Genomic DNA, 24,092 nt, shown 5'->3' with positions numbered 1-24,092 from the left:
ATCTAAACTGCGACACTGGACTTTCGGGCCGGTTCCCGGACGGTTAAGCTGCGTTTGACATGATCGACGCACTGCTTGGTTACGCCATCGACAATTGGCAGTCACTTGCCATCAGCAGCGCCGCCATTTTCCTGGCGGCGGTGGTTCGCGGCTTTTCCGGTTTCGGTTTCTCGTTGCTGAGCATCACGGCCATATCGCTCATCCTGCCGCCGCGTGAAATCGTGCCATCGATCTTCCTGCTGGAAGTAGCCGCGTCCATCAACCTCATCCCCAGCATCTGGCGCGAAATCGACTGGCGCTCCCTGCGCTGGCTGCTGCTCGGCTATGTCGTTGCTCTGCCCTTTGGCGTCTATGCCTTGGCGCTGCTGCCGGAACCGCCGATGCAGCTGGCCATGTCGGTCTTTGTGCTGGCGACGACGATCATGATGCTGCGCGGGTTCCGCCTGCAGAAGCCGCCCGCACCGGTCGCGACGACGGCAACGGGTGCCGCCTCCGGCATCTTCAATGGCGCTTTCGGCATCGGCGGTCCGCCCGTGGTGCTGTTCTTCTTCTCGACACCCGCTGCGGCCGCCGTCGGGCGGGCCTCGGTTATCACCTTCTTCCTGTCGACAGACATCCTGGGCCTTGGCTGGCAGGCGCATCTTGGCCTCATCACGGCGCAGAGTTTTGCACAGTTCCTCGCCTGGCTGCCGACGCTCCTGATCGGGGTATGGGTCGGGGCCCATGGATTCCGTCGCATCGACCAGGCCTTGTTCCGCCGGATTGTACTTTGGATCCTGGTCGCGCTCGCGATTTTGACCTTTGCCAAGGCGATCCACGATCTGATCTAGGCGGGCAAATCACGATGCCATTGCCACCAAACAGCGCGCAAGCATAGCTCGCGGCCGCCGACAGCAAAGCTCGTTTGCGACTTGGGCCCCACCTCACATCAAATTGCCCCGGATTTTATCGCGCAATCGGCCGCGCGCTTGCGTGCGGCCAAAGTGGGGATTCATGGACAAGACAACACTGGTACTCACGCCCGGACTGACACCAGCCCTGGGCTACACTGTATTGATCGGCCTCGGCGTCTTTTCGCTCATTCTGGCAGTCATCATCCGCTCATACCTGGTGCGGAACACGCATGACTTCATCATCTCCGACCGCAAGGTCGGATTTGGCTTCGGTGTCGGTTCGGTGATTGCCGTCTGGACCTGGGCCATGGCCGTGATGATGAGTGCCGCGATGACCTATCAATGGGGGCTATCGGGGCTGTTCTGGTTCGTGGTGCCAAACGGCCTTGCCGTCATCGCCATGATCCCCTTCGCGCGCGTGCTGCGCCGGAACATGCCCAATGGCTACACCATATCGGAATTCACCAGCTACCGCTTCAACAAGTCCCATGTCGCGACCGGGATCGTCACGGCGACGATGATTTTCGGCATCGTGCTGGAAATCCTCATCAACCTCAAAGGCACCTCGATCGTCATCTCCTCGATCTTCGGGATCGATTGGCAGATCGCGGCCATCGTCGGCATCCTGGCGGTCCTCGCCTACTCTTACTTCGGCGGGCTGTGGACCAGCGTCATGACGGCGACACTCAACACACTGATGATCACCGTGCCGGCGGCCATCGTCATTGCCCTGGTCTACGACAAGGTGCCGGGGGGCGTTGAAGGTGTGTTTGCGGCGGTAGGCGCCGCCGATGCTCGGAATCTGTCGGTCTTGCGTCCCGATGCGGCTGCTGGCTTCGGCATCACGCTGGCCTTCGGTCTTCTTGCCGCCACGGTCGCCGACCAAACGTTCTGGCAGAAAGTCTGGTCGCTGAAGTCCAAGGATGTGAGCCGCACCTTCCTCTGGGCCGGTGGCCTGTTCTATCCGATCCCGATCGCGCTTGGCATGCTGGGCCTGGTCGGCATCGCCTATGGCCTGACCACCACGGATATCGGTGGCGACATCGCCGCGGTCGGCCCCTATATCGTCTCGCATCTGGGCCTGCCGGTGTCGGTCGTCCTCATCTATGTGTTGGTGATCCTAGCCGCCTGCTATTCGACCATCGACGGGGCCAGCGCTGCGCTCTCTTCGGTCGTCGCCGTCGACATCGTCAAGCGGTACTTCCCCAACACCTCGGAACGGGCGCTGTTCATCGTCACCAAGATCTCGGTCCTGGTGGGCGGTGCGGTTGCCTTGCTGATCGTGCTGAGCGGTATCGATTTCACCACTCTGGTGCTGACGACCTATGCGCTCAAGACCTCGATACTGCTGCCGCTGGTGCTGGCTATTCTGTGGCCGCGCACCAACACGCTGGGTTTCGTGGGGGGTATCGTGCTGTCGATCCTGATCGGCATGACCTTGCGCTCCTATTACGGGGAACTGGTCGGCACGTTGTCGATCTTGGCCATCAGTGGAGCTGTCGTCGTGCTCGGCGCTTACATTCGACCGACGCGTTTCGACATCACGTCGCTCAAAGCCGCTCAAGACATCGCCTAACAGGAAGGGAACAATCATGTCGACCATCAGTCTCGTCATTCTTGTGAGCGGCCTTGCCGCGACACTGTTGTTCCTGGCTGGCTTCTCGCGCGGTGTAAACCGCGCCATTGCCGCCCGGAACGACCCCAGCAGCACCGAGGCACCGGATGAAGCCGGGCATCTCGGCACCGCGATCTTTGCCGTCATTGCCTCGGCCGTCGTCATCGCCCTGGTCGGTGTCGTGCCGAGTGCGATCTATATCGGCCCGTTCCTCGCCATCTTCACGGCAGCGGCCGTCGGTGTCGCCTTCTTCGTCGAGCGCTGACCCAGATGACAGCCAAGAAGAAGGCCCATCTGCTGGGTTTCGTGCAACATGGCGTCAACAGCCATGCAACCGGCATGTGGCGCCACCCCAAGGACAAGATCAACTGGGATTGGACCAAGCCGGCCTATTGGCAGCACATGGCACGCACCATGGAACGCGGCCTGTTCGACGCCATGTTCATCGCCGACGAACTGGCACCCTATAACAATTGGGAAGGCAGTTCCGACGCCACGGTAAAGTACGCCGTGCAATGCCCGGTGCATGAACCATCGACCATCGTGCCGATCATCACCACGGCCACGAAGCATCTTGGCGTCGGCGTCACCTTGTCGACCGCATTCGAGCACCCCTATTCCATGGTGCGTCGTCTTTCCAGTCTCGACCACCTCTCCAGCGGCCGCGTCGCCTGGAACGTCGTCAGTTCCTATTCCAAAAGCGAGTGGGATGCTTACGGCGCCGACATGACGGCGCGGTCCGGCCGTTATGAGCGGATGGAAGAGTATATGGAGCTTTGCTACCAGCTGTGGGATTCCTGGTCGCCGGATGCCATCATTGCCGACCGAGAGAGCGGCATCTACGCCGACATCTCCAAGGTGAAAGAGGTGCATTTCGACGGCGAGTTCTTCCGCAGCCATGGGCGGTCCTTCGTGGCACCCTCGCCGCAGGGCCGGCCGGTGCTGTGGCAGGCCGGATCATCCGATCGCGGGCGCGATTTTGCGGCCAAGCATGCCGAGGCGATCTTTGCCGTGCATCCCAATGTCGACCGCATGCGGGAGTATTCCGACGATCTCACCAACCGCTTGGAGACCCGCTTCAACCGCAAGCCCGGCAGCGTCAAAAAGATCTATGGCGTACAGACCGTCGTCGGCTTGACGCGGTCGGAGGCACAGGAAAAATACGAGCGCATCCGCGAATGCATCCCGCTGGAGGGGGCGCTTGCCTGGATCTCAGGCCATTTCGGGCCGGACTTCTCGAAATACAAGCTCGATGACATCGTGCAGAACATCGAGATTCCGGGCATTCAGGGCCTCTTTGATTCCATCATCTACGCCAAGGGCGGCGCGCCGGTGACAGTCAAGGAAGCGGCGCTGATCTATGCCGAAGGAATGGGCATGCCGCGCCTCATCGGTACCCCAAAGGATATCGCCGACCAGCTCGAGCATTTCCTCGACGAGGGAGGTGCGGACGGCTTCATGCTGGCTGCAACCTACACGCCAGGCTGCTTCGAGGAATTCGCCGATCTGGTCGTCCCGGAGTTGCAGCGACGTGGCCGGTTCCGCACTGAATATGCAGGACCGACCTTACGGGAGAACCTGCTTCAGCATTGAAAAACGAAAAAAGGCGCGGAGATCGCTCTCCGCGCCTTTTTGTTAGGGTCCGGATCAAGCACCTTTTTGCGGGCGCATGTCCTTGGGGTCGATGCCGGCAATGACGACCGGCTTCTTCATGGCATCGCGGCGGAATGGTTCGCCGAGTTCCTGATTGAGAATCACCTCGATGAAGGTGGTGACGCCCTTCTTCTGCGCCTCGCAGGATTCCTTCAACGCGGCCGTGAGTTCGGCCTGGGTGCGCGCTTGCACACCCTTCAAGCCGCAGGCCTCGGCAAGCTTGGCGTATGAAAGTTCCGGATCGAGTTCGGTACCGACGAAGTTGTTGTCGTACCAAAGCGTCGTGTTGCGCTTCTCCGCACCCCATTGGTAGTTGCGGAATACGACCATGGTGATGCCCGGCCATTCCTTGCGGCCGACCGAGGTCATCTCGTTCATGCTGATACCGAAGGCGCCGTCGCCGGCAAAGCCCACGACCGGGGTATCGGGGCAGCCGATCTTGGCACCGATGATCGACGGGAAGCCGTAGCCGCAGGGGCCGAACAGGCCCGGCGCCAGATATTTACGGCCCTTCTCGAAGGTCGGATAGGCATTGCCGATGGCGCAATTGTTGCCGATATCGCTGGAGATGATGGCGTCCTTCGGCAGGCCCGCCTGGATGGCGCGCCAGGCCATGCGGGGGCTGAGGCGCTCCGGCTGGCGTGTGCGGGCGTCGTGGTTCCAGGAGGTGCCGACATCGTCATCCTCATGGTCCATGCTGGAAAGCGTCTGCAGCCAGGCAGATTTCGTCTGGTGAATGAGCGCCTTTCGCTCGGTGCGGCCGGCATTGCCGGCATCGGCGGAAAGCTGCTTGAGGATGGCGACCGCAACCTGCTTGGCGTCACCGGCAATGGCGACGCTCACCTTCTTGGTAAGGCCAATACGGTCGGGGTTGATGTCGACCTGGATGATGCTGGCGTTCTTGGGCCAATAATCGATGCCGTAACCCGGCAAGGTCGAGAACGGATTGAGGCGCGTTCCAAGCGCCAACACAACATCGGCCTTGGAGATCAGCTCCATCGCCGCCTTCGAGCCGTTATAGCCCAAGGGGCCGGCGGCCAGCGGATGTGAGCCCGGGAAGCTGTCATTGTGTTGATAGGAGGAGCAGACCGGCGCATCGAGACGCTCGGCCAAGGCTTGGCATTCCGGGATGGCGCCGCCGAGGACGACACCGGCGCCCGACAGGATCACCGGGAACTTGGCGCTGGAAAGGAGCTTCGCGGCGTTCGAGATCGCTTCGGCACCGCCGGCCGGCTTTTCGATCGGATAGATCTGCGGCAGGTCGATATCGATGACCTGGGTGAAGAGGTCACGCGGCACGTTGATCTGCGCCGGGGCGGAATTGCGCAGCGCCTTCAGGATGACGCGGTTGAGGACCTCGGCCATGCGGCTGGCATCGCGCACTTCTTCCTGGTAGCAGACCATGTCCTTGAAGAGGGCCATCTGCTCGACTTCCTGGAAACCGCCCTGCCCGATGGTCTTGTTGGCGGCCTGCGGCGTCACCAGCAGCATCGGCGTATGGTTCCAATAGGCGGTCTTGATGCAGGTGACGAAGTTCGTGATGCCCGGGCCGTTCTGGGCGATGCACATCGCGATCTTGCCTGTCGAACGGGTGTAGCCGTCGGCGATGTAGCCGCCATTGCATTCATGGGCCACGTCCCAAAACTTGATGCCAGCCTTGGGGAAGAGATCCGAGATCGGCATGAAGGCCGAACCGATGATGCCGAAGACATGCTCGATGCCGTGCATCTGCATGACCTTTACGAAGGCCTCTTCCGTGGTCATTTTCATGGTCGTGCGTCCGTTCTATTCAATGGGTGGAAGTCGAATTGCTGCCACGATAGCAGGCCTCTGGCCCCGTCATAGGCCCAGCCATGGGCACAGATTTGGGCCAGCGAGCGGACCGGCGGCTTTACGCCACCTCCCGAACCGCCTCGGCCAGCAGCCGGATGCCGGGTTCGATGCGCTCGGTCTGGATCGACGAGACGCCGAGACGGCAGAAATTGGCTGGGCCCGGCTGGTTCAGGAAGTGGACAGCGCCAGGCTCGATGACGACACCGCGCTTTTCCGCCGCAGCAGCAATCGCCGCCATGTCGCAATCCTTCGGCCCCTTGATCCACAGCGCCGTGCCGCCCGCCGTGAGGTTCACCGTGAACTCGGGCAGATGTCTGGCAATGGCGGTCACCGCGGCGGCCAAGCGTTCGCGATAGACATTGCAGAGACGCCGCAGCAGCGTGTCGTGGTGGCCATCGGCCAGGAACAGCGCCACCGTGCGCTGGTTGTTGGCGGCCGGATGGCGGATCATCAGCCGGCGCAGGGCGCGCAGCTCGGCAACCAACGCCTTGGGCGCCACCAGGAAACCCATGCGCAGGCCCGGCGCCAAAGTCTTTGAAAGGCTGGAAATGAAGATAACGCGGCCGTGCCGGTCAAGCGATTTCAGCGCCGGCTGCGGCGATCCGGCATGGGTCAGCTCGCTCTCGTAATCGTCCTCGATCAGCAGGAAGTCTTTCTCCGCCGCACGTTCCAGCAAGGCGTGGCGCCGCTCAAGCGACATGGTGACCGTGGTGGGAAACTGGTGACTGGGTGTCACATAGACGTAGTCGCAACCATCGAGATGCGGCCCCAGAATCAGCCCGTGTTCGTCGACGGGCAGCGAAACCAGCCGGCAGTTACGCAGTCCCGCAATGTTGCGGGCGTCGGTATAGCCGGGATCCTCCAGGCCGAAGGTGGTCTTGTGATCGAATAGCAAGGTGGACAACAGATAGAGGGCCTGCTGCGCCCCCACCGTCACCAGGATTTCGTCGGCGCTGACCCGCACGCCGCGCCGTGGCAGCAATCGCGTGCGGATCTGCTCGATCAAAAGCGGATCGTCCTCGGCAAAGCGGTCATTGGCCCATTCCTTGACCGAATTGACGCTCAGCGCTTGGCGCGAACACTCACGCCAGGCGGCCAGCGGAAAGAGCGTCTGGTCGATCTGGCCGTAAATGAACGGATAGGGATAGTCCTGCCAGTTGGCCGGCTTCACGATATTGCGCTGTGCCGTCGGCCGGCATTTGAAGCGGGTGACCCAGTCGGGCTCATCGGCACTGGCCGGCCCCTCGCCGCCCTTGACGGCTTCCTTGGGGCGCGCCGACAGCACGTCCGGGTTGACGAAGAAGCCGCTGCGCTCCTTGGCGATGAGGAAGCCTTCCTCGGTGAGATCCTGGTAGGCGAGCACCACTGTGTTGCGGGCAATCTTCAGCGACTGGGCCAATGCCCTGCAGGAGGGCAAGGGGCTGCCAGCCGGAATCTGCCCGTCGAGGATGGCGGAAACCAGCATGCGCCGGAGCTGCGCCTGCAGCGTCGTCGTCCGGTCATGCTCCAAGTGAAACAAAATTGCTCGACTGTCGTGGCCCACTGGCTTGCCCCCGCTGGTCCCATCCGCCGGATCTGGCTTGTTCTGGCACCACGTCACCATAAGCCAGGGGCTCTGGCAACGGCTTATGGGGCGCCGAGGACGAATTCGGCCGCACGCTCACCCACCATGATCGCCGGCGCATTGGTGTTGCCGGAGGTAATCACCGGGAAAATCGAGGCGTCCGCCACCCGCAATCCGGCGAGACCATGCAGGCGAAGTTGCGGGTCAACCACCGAATTGGCCGGATCCGGCCCCATGCGGCAGGTGCCGACGGGATGGAAGACCGAATAGCAGCGCGCCTGGATATCGGCGATGAGGTCCGCGTCCGATTGTGCCGCCCCGCCCGGCTTCATTTCGGCCTCGATCACGGCAGCAAAGCTCGGCGTTGCCGCAAGGCGACGGAGATAGCGGGCACCATCGAGCAATTGCGCAACGTCGAAGGGATCGCTGAGATAGTTGGGATGGATTTCCGGCGCCACCCGCCAATCCGGCGACGTGATGGCGAGGTGCCCGGCACTCTTCGGCTTGCACGGCGAGACGCTAGTACTGAATCCCGGAAAAGGATCGGGGCTCATCAACGCACGGACGCGCGGTGTTTGCGCCCGTTCGTATGAGAGCGGTGAGAAATAGAGCTGGATGTCGGGTGCCGCAAGACCGGGCCTTGAGCGATAATATCCCCCGCCCTGATTGAGGCTCAGCGCCAGCGGGCCCTTGCGGAACAACAGATATTGCAGCCCAACCCTCAGCTTCCCCATCCAGGGCCCCAGCGCGTCATTGAGGCTGGGACGCCGCGATTTGTAGACGTGATCGTAACAGAGGTGGTCCTGGAGATTCTGCCCGACCGCGGGCACATCCAGCGCAACCTCTATGCCGACCCTCTTGAGCAAGCCCGCCGGGCCGATACCGGAAAGCTGCAGAAGATGCGGCGAACCGATGCTGCCGGCAGCGACGATGACCTCCTTGGCCGCAAAGAAGTCGCGCTGACGCCCCTTCTCCATTGTGGCAACGCCACTCACGCGACGTCCGTCGAGCAACAGGCGCGTCGCCTGGGTCTCGGTGGAAATGTACAAATTCGGGCGGGGCTTCAGATAGGCGGTGGCAGCCGATTCGCGCAGACCCTTGCGGGTCGTGATCTGGTAATGGCCGGCGCCCTCGATCGTCTCGCCATTGAGATCTGGGCTGAAGGGAAGACCCATCTCCGCCGCAGCCTGCAGAAAAATGGCCGTCAGCGGATGTGCGTCCTGGTCGATCGTGCTGACATGGAGCGGCCCGCCGGCACCATGCCACGGCCCGGCCCCCAGATCGTGGTCCTCCATCCGGCGATAGGCGGCAAGGACATCCGACCAGCCCCAGCCGACATTGCCGAGCGCCGCCCATTCCTCGAAATCGGCGGCCTGCCCGCGCGAATAGACCATGGCATTGATGGTGGAGGAACCACCCAGCACCTTGCCACGCGGCCAATAGCTGGTGCGGCCACCCAATCCCGGCACCGGCGCCGTCTGGTACATCCAGTTGACGCGCGGTTCGTAGAAGGTCTTGCCATAGCCGATCGGCATGCGCGTCCACAGGCCATGGCCGCTTGGGCCTGCTTCAAGCAGCGCGACGCGGTATTTCCCGCTCTCGGCAAGGCGGCCAGCGACGGCACAGCCGGCGGAACCGCCGCCGACAATGATGTAGTCGAACGCCGGCTCCATGCGTCAGACGACGGCTTCCTGCCGTTCCGCCAACACCGCCTCACGGTGTGCCCGCTCGGCCTTCTGCTGCTCACGACGCTTCAATACCTCGAAGATGATGGCGCCGGCCAGCGAGATACTGATGATGATCACCGCCAGCGCCGAAAGTGCTGGGTTGGTGCCCTGCCGGACCTCGCCCGCCAGAACTGTCACCAGCGTCTTGTCAGCAAGAATGGCAAAGGTCGTGGTGTTGTAGTTCTCGAAGGAAGAGAGGAACCCGATCACCACCGCCGAAACCACGGCGGGTTTCAGAAACGGCAGCAGGATATGCCAGAACACCTGCGGATAGGAGGCGCCAAGATCGAGCGCCGCCTCCTCCTGCGCCCGGTCAAAGCGCGTCAGGCGCGCCATGAAGATGAGCAGGCAATAGGCCGAGACGAAACTGGCCTGACCGAGGATCGCGAGGATCATGCCCTTATAGAAGACCGCCTTGGTGAACTCCGTAACGCCTAGCACGTCTTTCCAGAAGATCACGGTCGAAATGCCAATGATCACACCCGGCGTGAGCAAGGGCGAGATCGTGATGAGGTAATAGAGGCTGCGCGCGCGGTGATAGATCTGGCTCATGATGATCGATGCCGCGAGCCCCACCGGCACTGAGATTGCCACCACCCCGAGGCCGATGATGATGGAATTACGCAATCCCTCCATCATTGCCCGATGATTCCAAAGCTTCACGAACCAGTCGAGCGTGAAGCCCTCGAACGGAAATGCCTGCGGATAGCTCGGCGTGTTGAACGCCGTGATGCTCATGACGATGAGCGGCCCGAAGAGATAGAGAAAGAAAAGGCAGATGTAGAAACCAACCATCGCCTTCATGACCATACGGGAATTCATTTTATGGTCTCCCCAAGTGACACCTTGAAGAGACGCAACATTCCCATGACCACGCCGATGCAGGCAAACAGCAGCAGGAACGAATAGGCGGCGCCACGCGCCCAATTGAAGTTCTGGAAGAAGAAGTCATAGATGATCGAGGTGAACCACAGCGTGCTTGGCCCACCGAGGAACTGGGGCGCCGCGAGCGAACCGGCTGAGAGCATGAACACCATGGTGCAGCCAGAGGCGATGCCGGGCTTGGCATAAGGGACGACCACATCCTTGTGAATACGCCACCAAGGCGCACCAAGGTCGCGCGCCGCCTCGATCTGGTTCTTATCCAGACTTTCGATCGCGTTATAGAGCGGGAAGATCATGACCAGCAGGTAAGCGTAGGAAAGGCCGACATAGAGCCCGGTATTGTTGCCAAGGAAATCGATCGGCGTGTCGGTGAAGCCCGCTGCCATCAGGATCTGGTTGATCAGCCCTTTTGAAGCAAGCAACAGCCGCATCGAGAATGCGCGCAAGATCTCATTGACCCAATAGGGCACGATCAGCCCCAACATCAGCAGGCGGACCTTCTGCGGTGTGCCGGACTGAGCCATGTAGAAGGCCAGCGGATAGCAGATCGCCAGATTGATCGCCGTCACCACCATCGAAATGATGATCGACAGTGCAAACGCCTTGATATGCACCAGATTGATCGGTGCCGTGAAACTGGCGCCAAGGAAAGAGAAGGTTGTCTCGCCATGCGGGGCAATGAAGAAGGATTTGTACTGCGCCAGAGTCAAGACATCGTCGGGACCGCCACGCCGGGTCGGCGGCAGCTGCGGGTGAAAGCTCTCGACCACCATGTACAAATAGGGCAACGCGACCAGAAAAAGCGTCCAGAACGCGACCAGCGAGATGAACACCACGCCGAGCGTTGTCCCATTGCGCTCGAAGAAACCCTTATGCGACGGATCGATGCCGCGCTTGGCTTCCTGCCGCGCCATCGCCCAGAAAACGGCGATGACGATGATGGGAAGGATGAAGACGAGGGCGCGACTACTCACGGGCCATCTTCCCTTCCGGCAGAACCAAGCCCAGATCAGGATCGTAGGAAATATTCGCTATGTCATCCTGGCCAGGGATCTCGCTGCCGTCACGCCGACCGACGGTAACGGTCACGTCCTTCTTGCCAATCCCTTCCAGGAAGACATGGGACATGTTGCCCTCGAACGCCACGTTCTTAACCTTCGACTTGAAGGTGGCGTCGGCGGCACCCTGCTGAAGCCGCGCGGATTCGGGCCGTACGAAAAGAATGCCCCTGGCACCGGGCTTCAAACCTTGCGAATTGCGGCCACGCAAGGGACCAAAGGCGGTATCGACCACGGCATAGTCGCCATCGGCACGAATGACGGTGCCGGCGAACGCGTTATTCTCACCCACGAACGACGCCACAAAGGAAGTCGTGGGGCTGTCATAGACGGCCTTGCCGTCGGCGACCTGCTGGATCACCCCATCGCTCATGACGGCGATGCGATCGGACATGGTGAGCGCTTCGCCCTGGTCATGCGTGATGTAGATGAAAGTAATGCCGACCAATTGCTGAATGGCGCGCAGTTCATTGCGCATGTGTTGGCGTAGCTTCAGATCGAGCGCCGAGAGCGGCTCATCGAGCAACAGCACCTTCGGCTGCACCGCCAGCGCACGCGCGATCGCCACACGCTGCTTCTGGCCGCCTGAAAGCTCACTTACCAACTTGTCGCCCTGCCCCCGCAGCGCGATGAGGTCCAGGAGTTCATCCGCCTTCTTGCGTCGGTCGGCCTTGCCAACGCCACGCACCCGCAGGCCATAAGTGATGTTCTCGGCAACGCTCATCAGCGGAAAGAGCGCCAAATTCTGAAAGATCAGCGCTGTCGGCCGCTTGTTTGGCCCGATCCCGCGCATGTCCTGGCCGCCGATCCGCACGGCACCGTCCGAGGGTTCGAGAAAGCCTGAGACCGTGCGCAGGATTGTGGTCTTGCCGCAGCCGGATGGCCCCAGAAAGGAAAAGAACTCGCCGCCCTTGATGTCGAGTGTCGCGTTATCGACAGCCGTGAACTCACCGAAGCGGACCGTTATGTGGTCAAGCTCGACGCCCGCACTCATATTTTATCCCTGTTTATATATTTTGTAGTTTTTGTCGTTGGGCCGAGTTTCCGCGCTTGCCGGATCGAGATCAAGCAGGAATGGCACCCAGCCAAAAAGAGTCAGCCCCGGCGAACCGGGGCTGACCATAATTTAGGCAGTCGCTGTTACGCGGCTTTGAACTGGTCGACGTACTGGCTGCGGATTTCCGCATACCAGGCGGGTTCCGCCGGCCACGGCCAGACGTTCTTCAAAGCGTCGCCAGGATAGGCTTCCTGGAAGTTCTTCTTGAAGACGTCCGAGGTCAGCGCATCGCCGCCGGTGATGACCGGGTTGTAGCCCGAACCTTCGGCGACCTGTGCCGACACTTCCGGCGTCGTCAGATAGTTGATGAACTCGTAGATCTGGTCGGTGTTCTTGGCGGCCTTCATCTGCGACAGGCCGTCGAGCCACACGATCGCACCTTCCTTCGGCGAGGTGTAGTTGACCGGCTTGCCTTCCTTCTTCAGCGACAGCGGCGGGCCGTCCCAGGTCTGGCCGATCCAGACATCGTTCTCCATCAGGCCGGACTTGGTGTTATCGGCCGAATCCCAGAACTGCTTCACCCAGGATTTGTGTTCGATGGCGAAAGCGAGGATGGGATCCCAAACCTTCTTGAAGCTGGCCTCGTCCTTGTAGCCGTCGAGCATGCGGTTCGACGGCTGCTTGCCGCTGGCGTCCCACCACAGGCCGATGCCGAGCAAGAAGGAGTGGCCGCGACCCTGCGTGTGGCCCTTCACATCGTCGGCCCAGAGCGAGCCATAGGAAAGGTTGGCCAAATCGCCCTTGTAGAGGTCGGTGCGATAGGAGAGAGCTTCCGAGCCCCAGCAATGCGGCAGATGATAGAGGCCGTCTTCCCAGGTCCACAGCTTCTGCGAGCTCTCGAGCATGGACGGCACGAAGGCCGACATGTTCTTGATCTTGTTCGTGTCGAACGGCGCCAGGACAGCGAGGTCCTTGTACTGCGGTGCCCGGTTGCAAGTGGGCTGGCAGAGGTCGAAACCTTCGCCACCGGTCGCCTGCAACTTGTTGATCTGCTCCTCGTTCTGCGAGAACGGGGTTTGGTTGACCTTAATGCCAGTGGCCTTCTCGAAGCCCGGGATCACCGGATCGGGAAACTCGTCGGACCACATCAGCAGGTTAAGCTCGCCCGAGGACGAGAACGCATTCTTGACGAGCATGGGTGAGCTCAAACCCACGGCGCCAACGGCAGCGGCCGAGCGCATCAACGTACGGCGGGATACGAGCGCTGCGCGCATCGTTTCCTGGGCCGGTGTCAAAATTTTCTTTGTCATTCAAACCTCCCTGTTGGCAGCCGAGCGGAATGCCCGGCCACAGCAATCAATCCCTGTTACGCTTCACTCTTTCTTTTTGACCCGTTCCTGTCGGCCACTCCTCCCGGCCTGGGCCTTACCATCGTTATGAGCGACCCACTCACTGTTACATCGGCGCGGGCAAAAGTGAATGCCTTTGGCGCCCCGGCCAGCCGCCTGCGGCGCGCACCCTATCCTGCCCAAGTGACCGATGTTCGCGAGATTTTCTTGCGCCCCGATGGAGCTGATTTGGCTTTACCAAACAGGCGCGCGCCATCCTCTTGCCGCAAGCCACCGGGAACGTGAAATCACACGACATCGGTCTCTCCGCGAAGAGGGATAACTGATCTGGGGCACGGTTTTACCGCAGGCGCGAAGTACCCGCAAGCAGTGCCGGACCTATAGCACTCATAGGCTGGGCCATTGGACCGTTCTAGGCCCAACGAATTCTCATCCTTTGGGCCAGTCTAGCACGATCGAGCTCGTCCATTCCGTCACGAAACTGTCATGGCTTGATGGGTCCCCTGCCCGATTGCCGATACCTGAGTCAGCAACTAGATTTGCCGCCGCATTTCGCGCCGCTGAGGGGGGATCGCACTGCTATGAAAATCAAAAGCCTGGAAACCTTCACCAACCAAGCCGTCGGCTTTGTTCGCGTCACAACCGACGACGGACACCAGGGCTGGGGACAGGTATCGAATTACAACGCCGACATTACCTGCCAGGTCTTCCATCGCCAGGTGGCGCGCTATGCCCTGGGCGCGGATGCGTTCGATATCGAGACGCTGGTCACCACCATCCCGGAACGTGAACATAAGTTTCCCGGTTCTTATCTGATGCGGGCCCTGACCGGGCTCGACACCGCGCTTTGGGATCTCCGGGGCAAAATCGAGGAAAAATCCGTCTGCGAATTGCTGGGCGGCAAGCCGCGCCCCTTCCCCGTCTACGCCTCCAGCATGAAGCGTGGCGAGATCACGCCCAAGGACGAAGCGGCGCGCTTCATCAAGCTGCGCGAGAAGCACGGTTATAACGCCTTCAAATTCAGGGTCGGCAAGGAATGCGGTCATGACCAGGACGAGTGGCCAGGCCGCACGGACGAGATCGTGCCCCTCATCCGCAAGACTTTGGGCGACGACGTCCGCCTCCTGGTCGATGGCAACAGCGGCTATACCCCGAAGAAGGCAATCGAAGTGGGCAGGATGCTGCAGGACAACGGCATCATCCATTTCGAAGAGCCCTGCCCCTATTGGGAATACCACTGGACCAAGGAAGTGAAAGAGGCGCTCGACCTCGACGTCACCGGCGGCGAGCAGGATTGCGATTTGGCACTGTGGCGCTTTGCCATCGACATGCGTGCGGTCGACGTCGTGCAGCCGGACGTCTGCTATATCGGCGGCATCAACCGCACGCTCAAGGTTGTCGAAATGGCCAAGAAGGCCGGCCTCCCCGTTACACCGCATTCGGCCAACCAGTCGCTGGTCACCGTCTTCACCCTGCACCTGATGGGCGCTATCGAAAACGCCGGGCCCTATGTCGAATATTCGATCGAGGGCACAGATTACTATCCGTGGGAACCCGGACTGTTCGATCCCGTGCTCGTGGCCAAAGACGGCAAGGTCCAGATCCCCGAAGGGCCGGGCTGGGGCGTCGAGATCCGCAAGGACTGGCTGGAAAAGGCGCAGTACCAGAAGAGCGAACTCTGACCCGTCTCGGCTAGGGCTGCGGCTTCCAGCTGTCGGCCCTAGCCTTTGCTTCGCGCAATTGCGCCTCGCTAAGAACCTTGGTCATTGCCTCGTCGTCGTCGCGGGCCGAATGGCTGCCATTGGCAACCGCAAGAAGATACCACTTCTTCGCCTCGATCGGATCAATCGCAACACCGCGCCCGTCGCGATAATGATTGCCAAGCGCTGCCATGGCTGGCGCGTAAAGCTTGTTAGCCGATTTCAGATACCAGTCCATGGCTATGGAGTCGTCTTTCAGAACACCCTTGCCATAGGCGTAAAAGTAGCCCAGCCCCTGTTCGGCGATAGCGTTGTTCTGTGCTGCAGCCTTCCGATACCAATAAAGAGCCTGCTCCATGTCGAGAGGAACGCCCAAACCGTCGCCGTAGAGCCAGCCGATACTCGTCTGTGCATCTGAATCGCCTTTCTCGGCCAGCGGCAATAGCAGTTCGCGCGCCTTGACATAATCGCGCGGAACGCCGAGCCCATCGAGATAAAGCGTGCCGAGATTGTACTGTCCGCCTTCATATCCTTGCGCGGCTGACTTGGCATACCAATCTGCCGCCTCTTCGTAGTCTTGCGCGACACCATCACCATGCTGGTACATCCGGCCAATCGTATTCTGCGCACCTGCATTCCCTTGTTCGGCCAGCGGCAGCAACAGTTCCCACGCCTTTTGATAATCCTTGTCAGAGAGTGCTTGGCGCCCATCTTCAAGCTGATCTGCCAAAGCGACTAACGGCCATAGCCAAATCGCCACGCAAAGTATGCCCCACATCAGGCGCGACAGAATGTGAAAGGGTTCGCTCCGCCGGATCAAGGGCGCCATTCTTCAGCTCGCTTTTCCGCTTCAGCGATTTGCTCCAGAGTCATTTTGGCGGACAGATCCTTATCCCACTGCGCAGCTCTTCTGTCGTCATTTTTGATGGCCAACAGAAACCACTTCTTGGCCTCGATATAGTCTTGCTTAACGCCGCGACCATTTTGATAGAGAAATGCGATGTTCGATTGAGAAAGGCCGAAGTTCTGCTTTGCCGCGGCCATGTACCATTTCATTGCCTCGGCATAGTCTTGGGTGAAACCATCGCCTTCGTCATAAAGTATGCCAAGGCTGTGTTGTGCCCGGGCATATCCCTGATCCGCCGCCAACCGATACCATTTTGCCGCTTCCGCTTTGTCGCGAGGCACACCTCTCCCATCGAAATACAATAGACCGATGGATGTCTGTGCATCTGCGGCGCCCCGATCGGCAATGGGCCGCAGAAGTTTGTACGCCGTCGCGTAGTCCTTCTCTACACCGAGACCGTCAATGTAGAGATTGCCTAAGGTGTACTGAGCGTCCTCGTTGCCAAGGTCTGTTGCCTTCTTGAACCAATCCGCCGCGACCCGATAATCCTGCGCTACGCCCAATCCATTTTTGTAGAGGAGGCCAACTCTGAACTGCGCGGCCGCATTACCCTCCTCTGCAAGTGGCATCAGCAGCGCCATAGCTGCCGCGTAATCTTTGTTGTTGTAAGCTTGTCTTGCATCCGCCATCGCGTCGGCGAACGCTGGAACGGCGCTGATCGTCAGAGCGAGTTCCGCGGTCGACAAGAGAAACAGTCCGCTGACGAAGATTCTGGCGTATTTTTTCATGTTGCTCTGCGCATGTAGATCGGTGGCGATCAAAGCAACCGCGCAGAACTTGCTGCCGATGGACATCTCGGAGAGATTTCTCTGCGAAGCAATTAGTTGCACGATCCGTCTAAGACGCATTTGGAAGCTGGTGCAGCCTATGCGAGGATCGCGACGGGCGCAATATCTGATAGCGCGAAGTGGAGGAAACGCTATCTTTCATTGCGTTCGGATTTGCTTCGATCTATCCCCGGTCCCGCCGGGGTGGCTAAAAACTTGGCGGGGAGTTCGCTGTCACAACCTCGCATTCGTCACTGCCGACATTGCGAAATCGATGCGGGGTGCGGCTGTCGAAATAATAGGCATCGCCGGGCCCCAGCACGCGCACCTGATCGCCGACCGTCACCTCGAGCTTCCCCCGGATGACGACGCCGCCTTCCTCAGCCTCATGGCTCAGCATCTGGGCGCCGGTGTCGGCGCCGACCTGATAGTGCTCGTGCATCAGCTGGATCGCCTTGCCGGTCATATCCCGCCCGATCTGGCGATAGGACACCGGCCCGCCCGCCAGCTCGACCAGTTCGGTGGCGGCGAAAAATATCTGCGGCCGGGGCTTGAGATCGTCGGCAAAGAACTCGGCGAGACTCATGGGAAAGCCGTCGAGCAGCTTCTTCAGCATGCCGACCGAGGGCGACGACCGATTCTGCTCGATCATCGAAATGATCGCGTTGGAGACGCCGGCCCGCTTTGCGAGTTCCCGCTGCGACAGGTCATGTGATTCCCGCAGCGCCTTCAGCCGCGCGCCAAGGTCGAATCCGTGGTTCTCGTCCATCCATGCCTCCGGCGGGATTTAACACAGCAAGCTTAACAGAAAAGCTCCACTGATAAGTATATTAATCACACGATTCACAGAATCAACGTTTTTAGCCCAAAACTTTGTGCCAATTGAATCGCCTTGCCTGCCGCTTGTTTATTTTCTTTAGCGTGATAATGTCCGCCCATCCATCCGGTCCGGCCCCGGGGAGGGCGCCGGCAAAGCTGAAGGAATACCAGCCATGTCCGACCGCAAGTCGTTCGAAGCGACCCAGTTCAAGGCGTCACCGAACAATCTCGAAGCCTTCTTCATGCCGTTCACCTCGAACCGGCACTTCAAGGCCAACCCGCGCCTGTTCGTGAAGGCCGAGGGAATGCACTTCACCAACATCGAAGGCAAGAAGGTCCTCGACGCCACGGCCGGCCTGTGGTGCGTCAATGCCGGCCACGGCCGCAAGGAAATCTCCGAAGCGGTTTCGCGCCAGATCGTCGAGATGGACTACTCCCCGCCCTTCCAGATGGGCCATCCGGCCGCCTTCGAGCTGGCGTCGCGTGTCGCCGCCCTCGCCCCAACCGGCCTCGACCACGTCTTCTTCACCAATTCTGGCTCGGAATCGGTCGATACCGCGCTGAAGATGGCCTTGGCCTATCAGCGCGCCAAGGGCCAGGGCACCCGCACGCGCCTCATCGGCCGCGAGCGCGGTTATCATGGTGTCGGCTTCGGCGGCATCTCTGTGGGCGGCATGGTCAATAACCGCAAGTGGTTTGGCACTGCGCTCGGTGGCGTCGATCACCTGCCGCATACCTACAATCCCAAGGAAATGGCCTATTCGAAGAACCAGCCGGGCTGGGGCGCGCATTTGGCCGACGACCTGGAGCGCCTGGTGGCCCTTCATGACGCCAGTTCCATCGCCGCCGTCATCGTCGAACCGGTCGCCGGCTCGACAGGCGTGCTCATTCCGCCGAAGGGCTATCTCGAGAAGCTGCGCGAGATCTGCACCAAGCACGGCATCCTGCTGATTTTCGACGAAGTCATCACCGGCTTTGGCCGCCTCGGCACCAATTTCGGCGCCGACTATTTCGGCGTGACACCGGACATGATCACCTGCGCCAAGGGCCTGACCAACGGCGCGATCCCGATGGGCGGCGTCATTGTGTCGAAGGACGTCTACGACACCTTCTGCAACTCGGCCGCCGAGAACGCGATCGAACTCTTCCACGGCTATACCTACTCGGCCCATCCAGTGGCCTGCGCCGCGGGTCTTGCCGTCCTCGACATCTACAAGAACGAGGGCCTGTTCGACCGCGTGAAGGATCTCGCCCCCTATTGGGAGAATGCGATCCACAGCCTCAAAGGCACCAAGCACGTCACCGACCTTCGGAATGTCGGCCTCATCGGCGCGATCGAGTTGGAATCGCGCCCTGGCAAGCCAGGTGCCCGTGCCTTCGACGCCTTCTTGAAGGCTTATGAGAAGGGCATGCTGATCCGCGTCACCGGCGACATCATCGCCATGTCGCCGCCCTTCATCGTCGAGAAGAGCCATATCGACCAGGCCGTCTCGATCATGGCTGACGTCCTGAAATCCCTCGACTAACAAAGCATCTGACGCACCGGCGGGACCCCGAAACGGGCCGGCCGGTGCGTTTCTTATTGGAGAAGACCCATGCTTATCGGCGTTCCTAAGGAAATCAAAAACCACGAGTACCGCGTCGGCCTGGTGCCTGCCAGCGTGCGCGAACTCGTCCATCACGGCCACAAGGTGCTGATCGAGACCGGTGCCGGCGACGGAATCGGCCTGGATGACCGCGCCTATAAGGCGGCGGGCGCCACGATCGCCAAATCGGCCGAAGACGTCTTCGCCAAGGCCGAGATGATTGTGAAGGTGAAGGAGCCGCAGCCCAAGGAGACGAAGATGCTCCGCAAGGGCCAGATCCTTTACACCTATCTGCATCTGGCGCCGGACCCGGTTCAGACCGAAGGCCTGATCAAGTCGGGCTGCACCGCCATCGCCTATGAAACCATCACCAGCCCACGCGGCGGCCTGCCGCTGCTGGCGCCGATGTCGGAAGTCGCTGGCCGCATGTCGGTCCAGGTCGGTGCACATTATCTGGAAAAGGCCCAGGGTGGCGCCGGCATCCTGCTGGGCGGCGTGCCGGGCGTGCTGCCGGGCAAAGTCGTCGTCATCGGCGGCGGCGTCTCGGGCACCAACGCGATCCGCATGGCGATGGGCATGGAAGCCAATGTCACGGTCATCGACCGCTCGGTCGACCGTCTGCGTCAGCTCGACGAGATTTTCGGCAGCAAGGTCCAGACCTGCTATTCGACCCTCGATGCGATCGAAGAGCATGTGACCAGTGCCGACCTCGTCATCGGCGCCGTCCTGGTGCCGGGCGCTGCCGCACCCAAGCTGGTCAGCCGCAAGATGATCAAGCAGATGCGTCCGGGTTCGGTCGTGGTCGACATCGCCATCGATCAGGGCGGCTGCTTCGAAACCTCGAAGGCCACCACGCACGCCGATCCGGTCTACAATGTCGACGGCGTCATCCATTACTGCGTCGCCAACATGCCGGGTGGCCTCAGCCGCACCTCGACCTTTGCGCTCAACAACGCCACCCTGCCCTTCGCTTTGGCATTGGCCGACAAGGGCGCCAAGAAGGCGCTGGGCGATGATCCGCATCTCATGAACGGCCTCAACGTCCATGAAGGCAAGGTGACCTACAAGGCAGTCGCCGACGATCTGAAGAAAAAGTACGTGCCGGCGGCGGAAGCCCTCGGCCTCTAAGACGGCCCCAACCTTCAAGAACTGGGCCGCAAGGATCGAAAACGGCGGGACCGCATGGCCCCGCCGTTTTCATTTTCAGCTCAGCGTGATGCCGCCGTCATCGCTCAAGGGAAAGAACGGGTTCCACGCCAGTTCCCAGACATGCCCCTCCGGATCGGCGAAATAGCCGGAATAGCCGCCCCAGAAGACATCCTGCGGCTTTTTCAGCACTGTGGCGCCGGCCGCGACGGCCAGGTCCATGGCTCTGTCCACGGCTTCCTTCGACTCGAGATTCTGCGCCAAGGTGATGCCGCTGAACCCGGTGCCGGCATCCGCAAGATGCGCGTCCTCGGCCAGTGCGCTGCGGCCGAAGAGGCCGAGGGCGACGCCGCCTCCCAGCTGGATGAAGACGACATGCTCATTGCTGGCGCCTGAGACCTTCCATCCCAACCCCGTTTCATAAAAGCGTCTCGCGCGTGCGAGATCCCCAACACCCAGTGTCACGAGACTAACTCGCGGCTTCATTGACATCGCTGTCTTCCTTCACAAATGGACAGTTATCATACAGTTCCGGCGTTGCGCGGCACGCATGGCGGCCCGGCTTGGACAAAATGCCCGGTTTGGGCTAGTTTCTGCCTCGCATTGCTGGTTTTTCTGACTGGCGCCAAAGGTCATATCCGACCATCACATTTGCCATATATGGTTCTTTATCATGAAGTATTTAGACGATTGGATTAGTGAACGGAAAGTGGATGAGGTTGAATGCCTCGTCCCCGACATGAACGGCATCCCGCGCGGCAAGATCCTGCCTGCGACCAAGTTCATGAAAGGCGTGCGCGATGACGGCCTGCGCCTGCCCAGCTCCGTCTTCCTTCAGACCGTCACCGGCGATTACCCGGATATCGACGAAGACGATATCGGCTCCTTCCAGGATCCGGACGTCTATCTGCGCCCGGACCCCAACACCATCCGTGTCGTGCCCTGGTACAACGACCCGACCGCGCAGGTCATTCACGACTGTTTCGACGTCAACGACAAGCCGGTCGAACATGCGTCGCGCTACGTGCTGAAGCGTGTGCTGGAGCTCTACGACGACAAGGGCTGGAAGCCGATCGTGGCACCTGAGCTTGAATTCTATCTGGTGCAGGTCAACACCGACCCCGATCTGCCGTTGTTGCCGCCAATCGGCAAGTCCGGCCGTGCAGAGACCGGCAGCCAGGCTTACGGCATCGATGCGGTCAATGACTTCGACCACATCTTCGAGGACGTTTACGATTACTGCGAACGCTCCGAGATCGACGTCGACACGCTGGTCCACGAATCCGGCTCGGCGCAGATGGAGATCAACTTCAACCACGGCAACCCGCTGGAACTCGCCGACCAGGCGTTCCTCTTCAAACGCACGGTGCGTCAGGCGGCGATGAAGCACGGCATCTATGCCACCTTCATGTCGAAGCCCCTGGCCAATCAGCCCGGCAGTTCGATGCATATCCACCAATCGGTGGTCGAGAAGCGCACAGGCAAGACACTGTTTGCTGATTCGAAGGGCCGCGATTCCGCCCTGTTCCGGGCACATGTCGCCGGCCTGCAGAAATACCTGCCACTGCTCATCCCGATGCTGGCGCCCAACGTCAACTCCTATCGCCGCCTGCGCCCGCAGTTCGACGCGCCCATCAACGTGCAGTGGGGTGTCGACAACCGCTCCTGCGGCCTGCGCGTGCCGGTATCCAGTGGTCCGGGCCGTCGTATCGAAAACCGCCTTGCCGGCGCCGATGCCAACCCCTACCTCGCCATGGCGGCCTCGCTCGTTGCTGGTTATCTGGGCATGACCGAGCGACTGAAGCCCACCAACCAGATCACGGGCAGCGCCTATCGCATGGCGCATACGTTACCGAAGACGGCGCAGGAGGCCTTGCAGCGATTCATGGCCTGTAAGCCGATCCGCCCGCTCCTGGGTGAAAAGTTCATCAAGGCGCTGTGGATCGTCAAGATGGCCGAGCTTGAGGCCTATCAAAACGTCATCAGCTCGTGGGAACGCGAGCATCTTCTGCTCAATGTCTAAAGAATGAACAACAAGACTGGCAAAGTTATGATCAGCACTGCCGCCTCGGTCGAGGCGGCAGTGAGCCGGTTTTCCCGGCGCAAGGAGATCCTCATCCTGACAGCGCGGGTGAATTTCAATCCGTGACCGGTGATGTCCTTACCCTTCGACATCAACCAATCACATCGAGGAATTCATCATGACAGCATCAGCTAAGCGCAACAGCACTGCCGAGTGGCAAGCGCAGGACCGCAAGCATCTCCACCCCTTCACCGATCATGCCGAGCTCGGCCGCATCGGCGCCAAGGTCATCACCAAGGCCGAAGGCACCTATCTGTTCGATTCGGATGGTAACAAGATTCTCGATGCCTTCGCCGGTCTCTGGTGCGTCAACATCGGCTATGGCCGCAAGTCGATTGCCGATGTGGCGCATGCCCAGCTTCTCGAACTGCCCTATTACAACACCTTCTTCAAGACGACACATCCGCCGGTCGCCGAGCTTTCCAAGCTCCTCGTCGAGATGACGCCGAAGCAGTTCAATCATGTGTTCTACGGCCTCTCGGGCTCGGACGCGAACGACACCATCGTGCGCATGGTCCGCACCTACTGGAACCTCAAGAAGCAACCGAAGAAGAAGACCATCATCAGCCGCTGGAATGGCTATCACGGCTCGACCATGGTGGCAGCGAGCCTTGGCGGCATGAACTACATGCACGAACTGGCCGATCTGCCGCTGCCCGGCCATGCGCACATCAAGCAGCCATACTGGTATGGCGATGGCGGATCGCAGACGCCGGAGGAATTCGGCCTGGCTGCCGCCAAGCTGCTCGAAGACAAGATCCTCGAGCTTGGCGCCGAGAACGTCGCTGCCTTCATCGGCGAACCGATCCAGGGTGCCGGCGGCGTCATCATTCCGCCGTCGACCTATTGGCCGGAAGTCCAGAAGATCTGCAAGAAGTACGATCTGCTGCTGATTGCCGATGAGGTCATCTGCGGGTTCGGCCGTACCGGCTACATGTTCGCTTCCGAACCCTTCCAGATCGAAGCCGACTTCATGACCCTCGCCAAGGGCCTCACCTCCGGCTACATGCCGCTCTCGGCCATCATGGTCGCTGACCGGGTTGCCGAGGTGCTGAACTCGTTCGGCGACTTCAACCACGGCTTCACCTATTCCGGCCACCCGGTTTCCTGTGCGGTGGCAATCGAGAACATCCGCATCATCCGCGAAGAGAAGATGGTCGAGACCGCCCATGACGAGACCGGCCCCTATCTCGCCAAGCGTCTGGAGGAGTTCAAGGATCATCCGCTGGTCGGTGAAGTGCGCTCGATGGGCCTCGTCGGCGCCATCGAATTGGTGAAGGACAAGAAGACCCACAAGACCTTCGAGCCAGTCGGCAAGGTCGGTACGATCTGCCGCGATCACTGCGTGAAGAACAACCTCATCATGCGGGCGACACGCGATACCATGCTGCTTTCGCCGCCCTTGATGTGGACCAAGGGCCATATCGACGAGTTCATGAAACTCGCCAAGATCGCCCTCGACGCCACCGCCAAGGACGTCGGTCTCTAATTCTTCCAAAACGAAACCCGC

21 protein-coding genes are annotated in these 24,092 nt (G+C 60.5%); 10 read left to right on the top strand and 11 right to left on the bottom strand.

The features are described from left to right. The first annotated feature begins 59 nt into the window (after window positions 1-59). From SMD31_RS13820 to SMD31_RS13805, 4 genes are all read left to right on the top strand, one after another. Window positions 60-830: a sulfite exporter TauE/SafE family protein gene (locus SMD31_RS13820; RefSeq protein WP_320501485.1), complete on the top strand. Its 771-nt coding sequence runs from the start codon at window positions 60-62 to the stop codon at window positions 828-830. Window positions 831-993: 163 nt separating this feature from the next. Then, window positions 994-2,469 (top strand): sodium:solute symporter family transporter, encoded by a 1,476-nt coding sequence (locus SMD31_RS13815; RefSeq protein ID WP_320501484.1) that lies wholly within the window; start codon window positions 994-996, stop codon window positions 2,467-2,469. A 16-nt stretch (window positions 2,470-2,485) separates the two neighbouring features. Further along, window positions 2,486-2,773, top strand: coding sequence for a hypothetical protein (locus SMD31_RS13810; RefSeq protein ID WP_320501483.1), 288 nt, complete (start codon window positions 2,486-2,488; stop codon window positions 2,771-2,773). A gap of 5 nt (window positions 2,774-2,778) precedes the next feature. Beyond that, window positions 2,779-4,101 (top strand): LLM class flavin-dependent oxidoreductase, encoded by a 1,323-nt coding sequence (locus SMD31_RS13805; RefSeq protein ID WP_320501482.1) that lies wholly within the window; start codon window positions 2,779-2,781, stop codon window positions 4,099-4,101. Window positions 4,102-4,155: 54 nt separating this feature from the next. Here the strand turns inward: SMD31_RS13805 and xsc are convergent, their stop codons facing one another. From xsc to SMD31_RS13770, 7 genes are all read right to left on the bottom strand, one after another. Then, window positions 4,156-5,931 (bottom strand): sulfoacetaldehyde acetyltransferase, encoded by a 1,776-nt coding sequence (gene xsc / locus SMD31_RS13800; RefSeq protein ID WP_320501481.1) that lies wholly within the window; start codon window positions 5,929-5,931, stop codon window positions 4,156-4,158. A 121-nt stretch (window positions 5,932-6,052) separates the two neighbouring features. Beyond that, window positions 6,053-7,504 carry a MocR-like pyridoxine biosynthesis transcription factor PdxR gene (gene pdxR / locus SMD31_RS13795; RefSeq protein WP_320501480.1) on the bottom strand — a complete coding sequence of 484 codons (1,452 nt, stop codon included), beginning with the start codon at window positions 7,502-7,504 and terminating at the stop codon, window positions 6,053-6,055. A gap of 116 nt (window positions 7,505-7,620) precedes the next feature. Continuing rightward, complete coding sequence (locus SMD31_RS13790; RefSeq protein WP_320501479.1) at window positions 7,621-9,231, bottom strand: GMC family oxidoreductase; 1,611 nt, start codon at window positions 9,229-9,231, stop codon at window positions 7,621-7,623. Between the two features lie 3 nt (window positions 9,232-9,234). Further along, complete coding sequence (locus tag SMD31_RS13785) at window positions 9,235-10,107, bottom strand: ABC transporter permease (protein ID WP_320501478.1); 873 nt, start codon at window positions 10,105-10,107, stop codon at window positions 9,235-9,237. Then, window positions 10,104-11,144: an ABC transporter permease gene (locus SMD31_RS13780; RefSeq protein WP_320501477.1), complete on the bottom strand. Its 1,041-nt coding sequence runs from the start codon at window positions 11,142-11,144 to the stop codon at window positions 10,104-10,106. Before SMD31_RS13780 ends, SMD31_RS13785 begins: the two co-directional genes overlap by 4 nt. Then, window positions 11,137-12,222 carry an ABC transporter ATP-binding protein gene (locus tag SMD31_RS13775; protein WP_320501476.1) on the bottom strand — a complete coding sequence of 362 codons (1,086 nt, stop codon included), beginning with the start codon at window positions 12,220-12,222 and terminating at the stop codon, window positions 11,137-11,139. The genes SMD31_RS13780 and SMD31_RS13775 overlap by 8 nt, the downstream gene beginning before the upstream one ends. A gap of 146 nt (window positions 12,223-12,368) precedes the next feature. After that, window positions 12,369-13,535, bottom strand: a complete 1,167-nt coding sequence (locus tag SMD31_RS13770; RefSeq protein WP_320501475.1) for an extracellular solute-binding protein — start codon at window positions 13,533-13,535, stop codon at window positions 12,369-12,371. Between the two features lie 620 nt (window positions 13,536-14,155). Here SMD31_RS13770 and SMD31_RS13765 point away from each other — a divergent pair. Continuing rightward, entirely contained in the window at window positions 14,156-15,256 is a 1,101-nt protein-coding gene (locus SMD31_RS13765) for a mandelate racemase/muconate lactonizing enzyme family protein (protein WP_320501474.1), read from the top strand. Between the two features lie 10 nt (window positions 15,257-15,266). On the opposite strand, the gene SMD31_RS13760 is transcribed toward SMD31_RS13765, so the two are convergent. The 3 genes from SMD31_RS13760 to SMD31_RS13750 all read right to left on the bottom strand — a co-directional run bounded on the left by SMD31_RS13760 (window position 15,267) and on the right by SMD31_RS13750 (window position 17,717). Beyond that, a complete protein-coding gene (locus SMD31_RS13760; protein WP_320501473.1) occupies window positions 15,267-16,103 on the bottom strand; it encodes a tetratricopeptide repeat protein in 837 nt (278 codons plus the stop codon). Next, complete coding sequence (locus SMD31_RS13755) at window positions 16,091-16,975, bottom strand: tetratricopeptide repeat protein (RefSeq protein ID WP_320501472.1); 885 nt, start codon at window positions 16,973-16,975, stop codon at window positions 16,091-16,093. Before SMD31_RS13755 ends, SMD31_RS13760 begins: the two co-directional genes overlap by 13 nt. A 181-nt stretch (window positions 16,976-17,156) precedes the next feature. Further along, a complete protein-coding gene (locus SMD31_RS13750; RefSeq protein ID WP_320501471.1) occupies window positions 17,157-17,717 on the bottom strand; it encodes a cupin domain-containing protein in 561 nt (186 codons plus the stop codon). 223 nt (window positions 17,718-17,940) lie between these two features. Between SMD31_RS13750 and SMD31_RS13745 the strand changes: the two genes are divergently transcribed. Next, window positions 17,941-19,293, top strand: a complete 1,353-nt coding sequence (locus tag SMD31_RS13745; RefSeq protein WP_320501470.1) for an aspartate aminotransferase family protein — start codon at window positions 17,941-17,943, stop codon at window positions 19,291-19,293. A gap of 69 nt (window positions 19,294-19,362) precedes the next feature. Further along, on the top strand, window positions 19,363-20,481 hold the full coding sequence (gene ald, locus SMD31_RS13740; protein ID WP_320501469.1) for an alanine dehydrogenase: 1,119 nt from the start codon (window positions 19,363-19,365) through the stop codon (window positions 20,479-20,481). A 75-nt stretch (window positions 20,482-20,556) separates the two neighbouring features. On the opposite strand, the gene SMD31_RS13735 is transcribed toward ald, so the two are convergent. Continuing rightward, window positions 20,557-20,985: a VOC family protein gene (locus SMD31_RS13735; RefSeq protein ID WP_320501468.1), complete on the bottom strand. Its 429-nt coding sequence runs from the start codon at window positions 20,983-20,985 to the stop codon at window positions 20,557-20,559. A 187-nt stretch (window positions 20,986-21,172) separates the two neighbouring features. On the opposite strand from SMD31_RS13735, the gene SMD31_RS13730 reads away from it, so the two are divergent. From SMD31_RS13730 to SMD31_RS13720, 3 genes are read left to right on the top strand one after another with little or no spacing between them, the layout of a single operon-like run. Beyond that, entirely contained in the window at window positions 21,173-22,522 is a 1,350-nt protein-coding gene (locus SMD31_RS13730) for a glutamine synthetase family protein (protein WP_320501467.1), read from the top strand. 3 nt (window positions 22,523-22,525) lie between these two features. After that, window positions 22,526-22,648: a hypothetical protein gene (locus tag SMD31_RS13725; RefSeq protein ID WP_320501466.1), complete on the top strand. Its 123-nt coding sequence runs from the start codon at window positions 22,526-22,528 to the stop codon at window positions 22,646-22,648. Between the two features lie 52 nt (window positions 22,649-22,700). Then, entirely contained in the window at window positions 22,701-24,071 is a 1,371-nt protein-coding gene (locus SMD31_RS13720) for an aspartate aminotransferase family protein (protein WP_320501465.1), read from the top strand. Window positions 24,072-24,092 lie beyond the last annotated feature (21 nt).

Origin of the sequence: Dongia rigui (genome assembly GCF_034044635.1) — a bacterium.
GTDB lineage: Bacteria > Pseudomonadota > Alphaproteobacteria > Dongiales > Dongiaceae > Dongia > Dongia rigui.
Note: the sequence above shows the minus strand (reverse complement) of the source record. Positions and strands in the feature narration are given on the sequence as shown.

Bases quoted from the DNA above. Each gene is read 5' to 3' on its own strand.
- SMD31_RS13820 (WP_320501485.1), top strand. From the start codon at position 60: ATGATCGACGCACTGCTTGGTTACGCCATCGACAATTGGCAGTCACTT.
- SMD31_RS13815 (WP_320501484.1), top strand. From the start codon at position 994: ATGGACAAGACAACACTGGTACTCACGCCCGGACTGACACCAGCCCTG.
- SMD31_RS13810 (WP_320501483.1), top strand. From the start codon at position 2,486: ATGTCGACCATCAGTCTCGTCATTCTTGTGAGCGGCCTTGCCGCGACA.
- SMD31_RS13805 (WP_320501482.1), top strand. From the start codon at position 2,779: ATGACAGCCAAGAAGAAGGCCCATCTGCTGGGTTTCGTGCAACATGGC.
- xsc (WP_320501481.1), bottom strand. From the start codon at position 5,931: ATGAAAATGACCACGGAAGAGGCCTTCGTAAAGGTCATGCAGATGCAC.
- SMD31_RS13790 (WP_320501479.1), bottom strand. From the start codon at position 9,231: ATGGAGCCGGCGTTCGACTACATCATTGTCGGCGGCGGTTCCGCCGGC.
- SMD31_RS13785 (WP_320501478.1), bottom strand. From the start codon at position 10,107: ATGAATTCCCGTATGGTCATGAAGGCGATGGTTGGTTTCTACATCTGC.
- SMD31_RS13775 (WP_320501476.1), bottom strand. From the start codon at position 12,222: ATGAGTGCGGGCGTCGAGCTTGACCACATAACGGTCCGCTTCGGTGAG.
- SMD31_RS13770 (WP_320501475.1), bottom strand. From the start codon at position 13,535: ATGACAAAGAAAATTTTGACACCGGCCCAGGAAACGATGCGCGCAGCG.
- SMD31_RS13765 (WP_320501474.1), top strand. From the start codon at position 14,156: ATGAAAATCAAAAGCCTGGAAACCTTCACCAACCAAGCCGTCGGCTTT.
- SMD31_RS13760 (WP_320501473.1), bottom strand. From the start codon at position 16,103: ATGGCGCCCTTGATCCGGCGGAGCGAACCCTTTCACATTCTGTCGCGC.
- SMD31_RS13755 (WP_320501472.1), bottom strand. From the start codon at position 16,975: ATGTCCATCGGCAGCAAGTTCTGCGCGGTTGCTTTGATCGCCACCGAT.
- SMD31_RS13750 (WP_320501471.1), bottom strand. From the start codon at position 17,717: ATGGACGAGAACCACGGATTCGACCTTGGCGCGCGGCTGAAGGCGCTG.
- SMD31_RS13745 (WP_320501470.1), top strand. From the start codon at position 17,941: ATGTCCGACCGCAAGTCGTTCGAAGCGACCCAGTTCAAGGCGTCACCG.
- ald (WP_320501469.1), top strand. From the start codon at position 19,363: ATGCTTATCGGCGTTCCTAAGGAAATCAAAAACCACGAGTACCGCGTC.
- SMD31_RS13735 (WP_320501468.1), bottom strand. From the start codon at position 20,985: ATGAAGCCGCGAGTTAGTCTCGTGACACTGGGTGTTGGGGATCTCGCA.
- SMD31_RS13730 (WP_320501467.1), top strand. From the start codon at position 21,173: ATGAAGTATTTAGACGATTGGATTAGTGAACGGAAAGTGGATGAGGTT.
- SMD31_RS13725 (WP_320501466.1), top strand. From the start codon at position 22,526: ATGAACAACAAGACTGGCAAAGTTATGATCAGCACTGCCGCCTCGGTC.
- SMD31_RS13720 (WP_320501465.1), top strand. From the start codon at position 22,701: ATGACAGCATCAGCTAAGCGCAACAGCACTGCCGAGTGGCAAGCGCAG.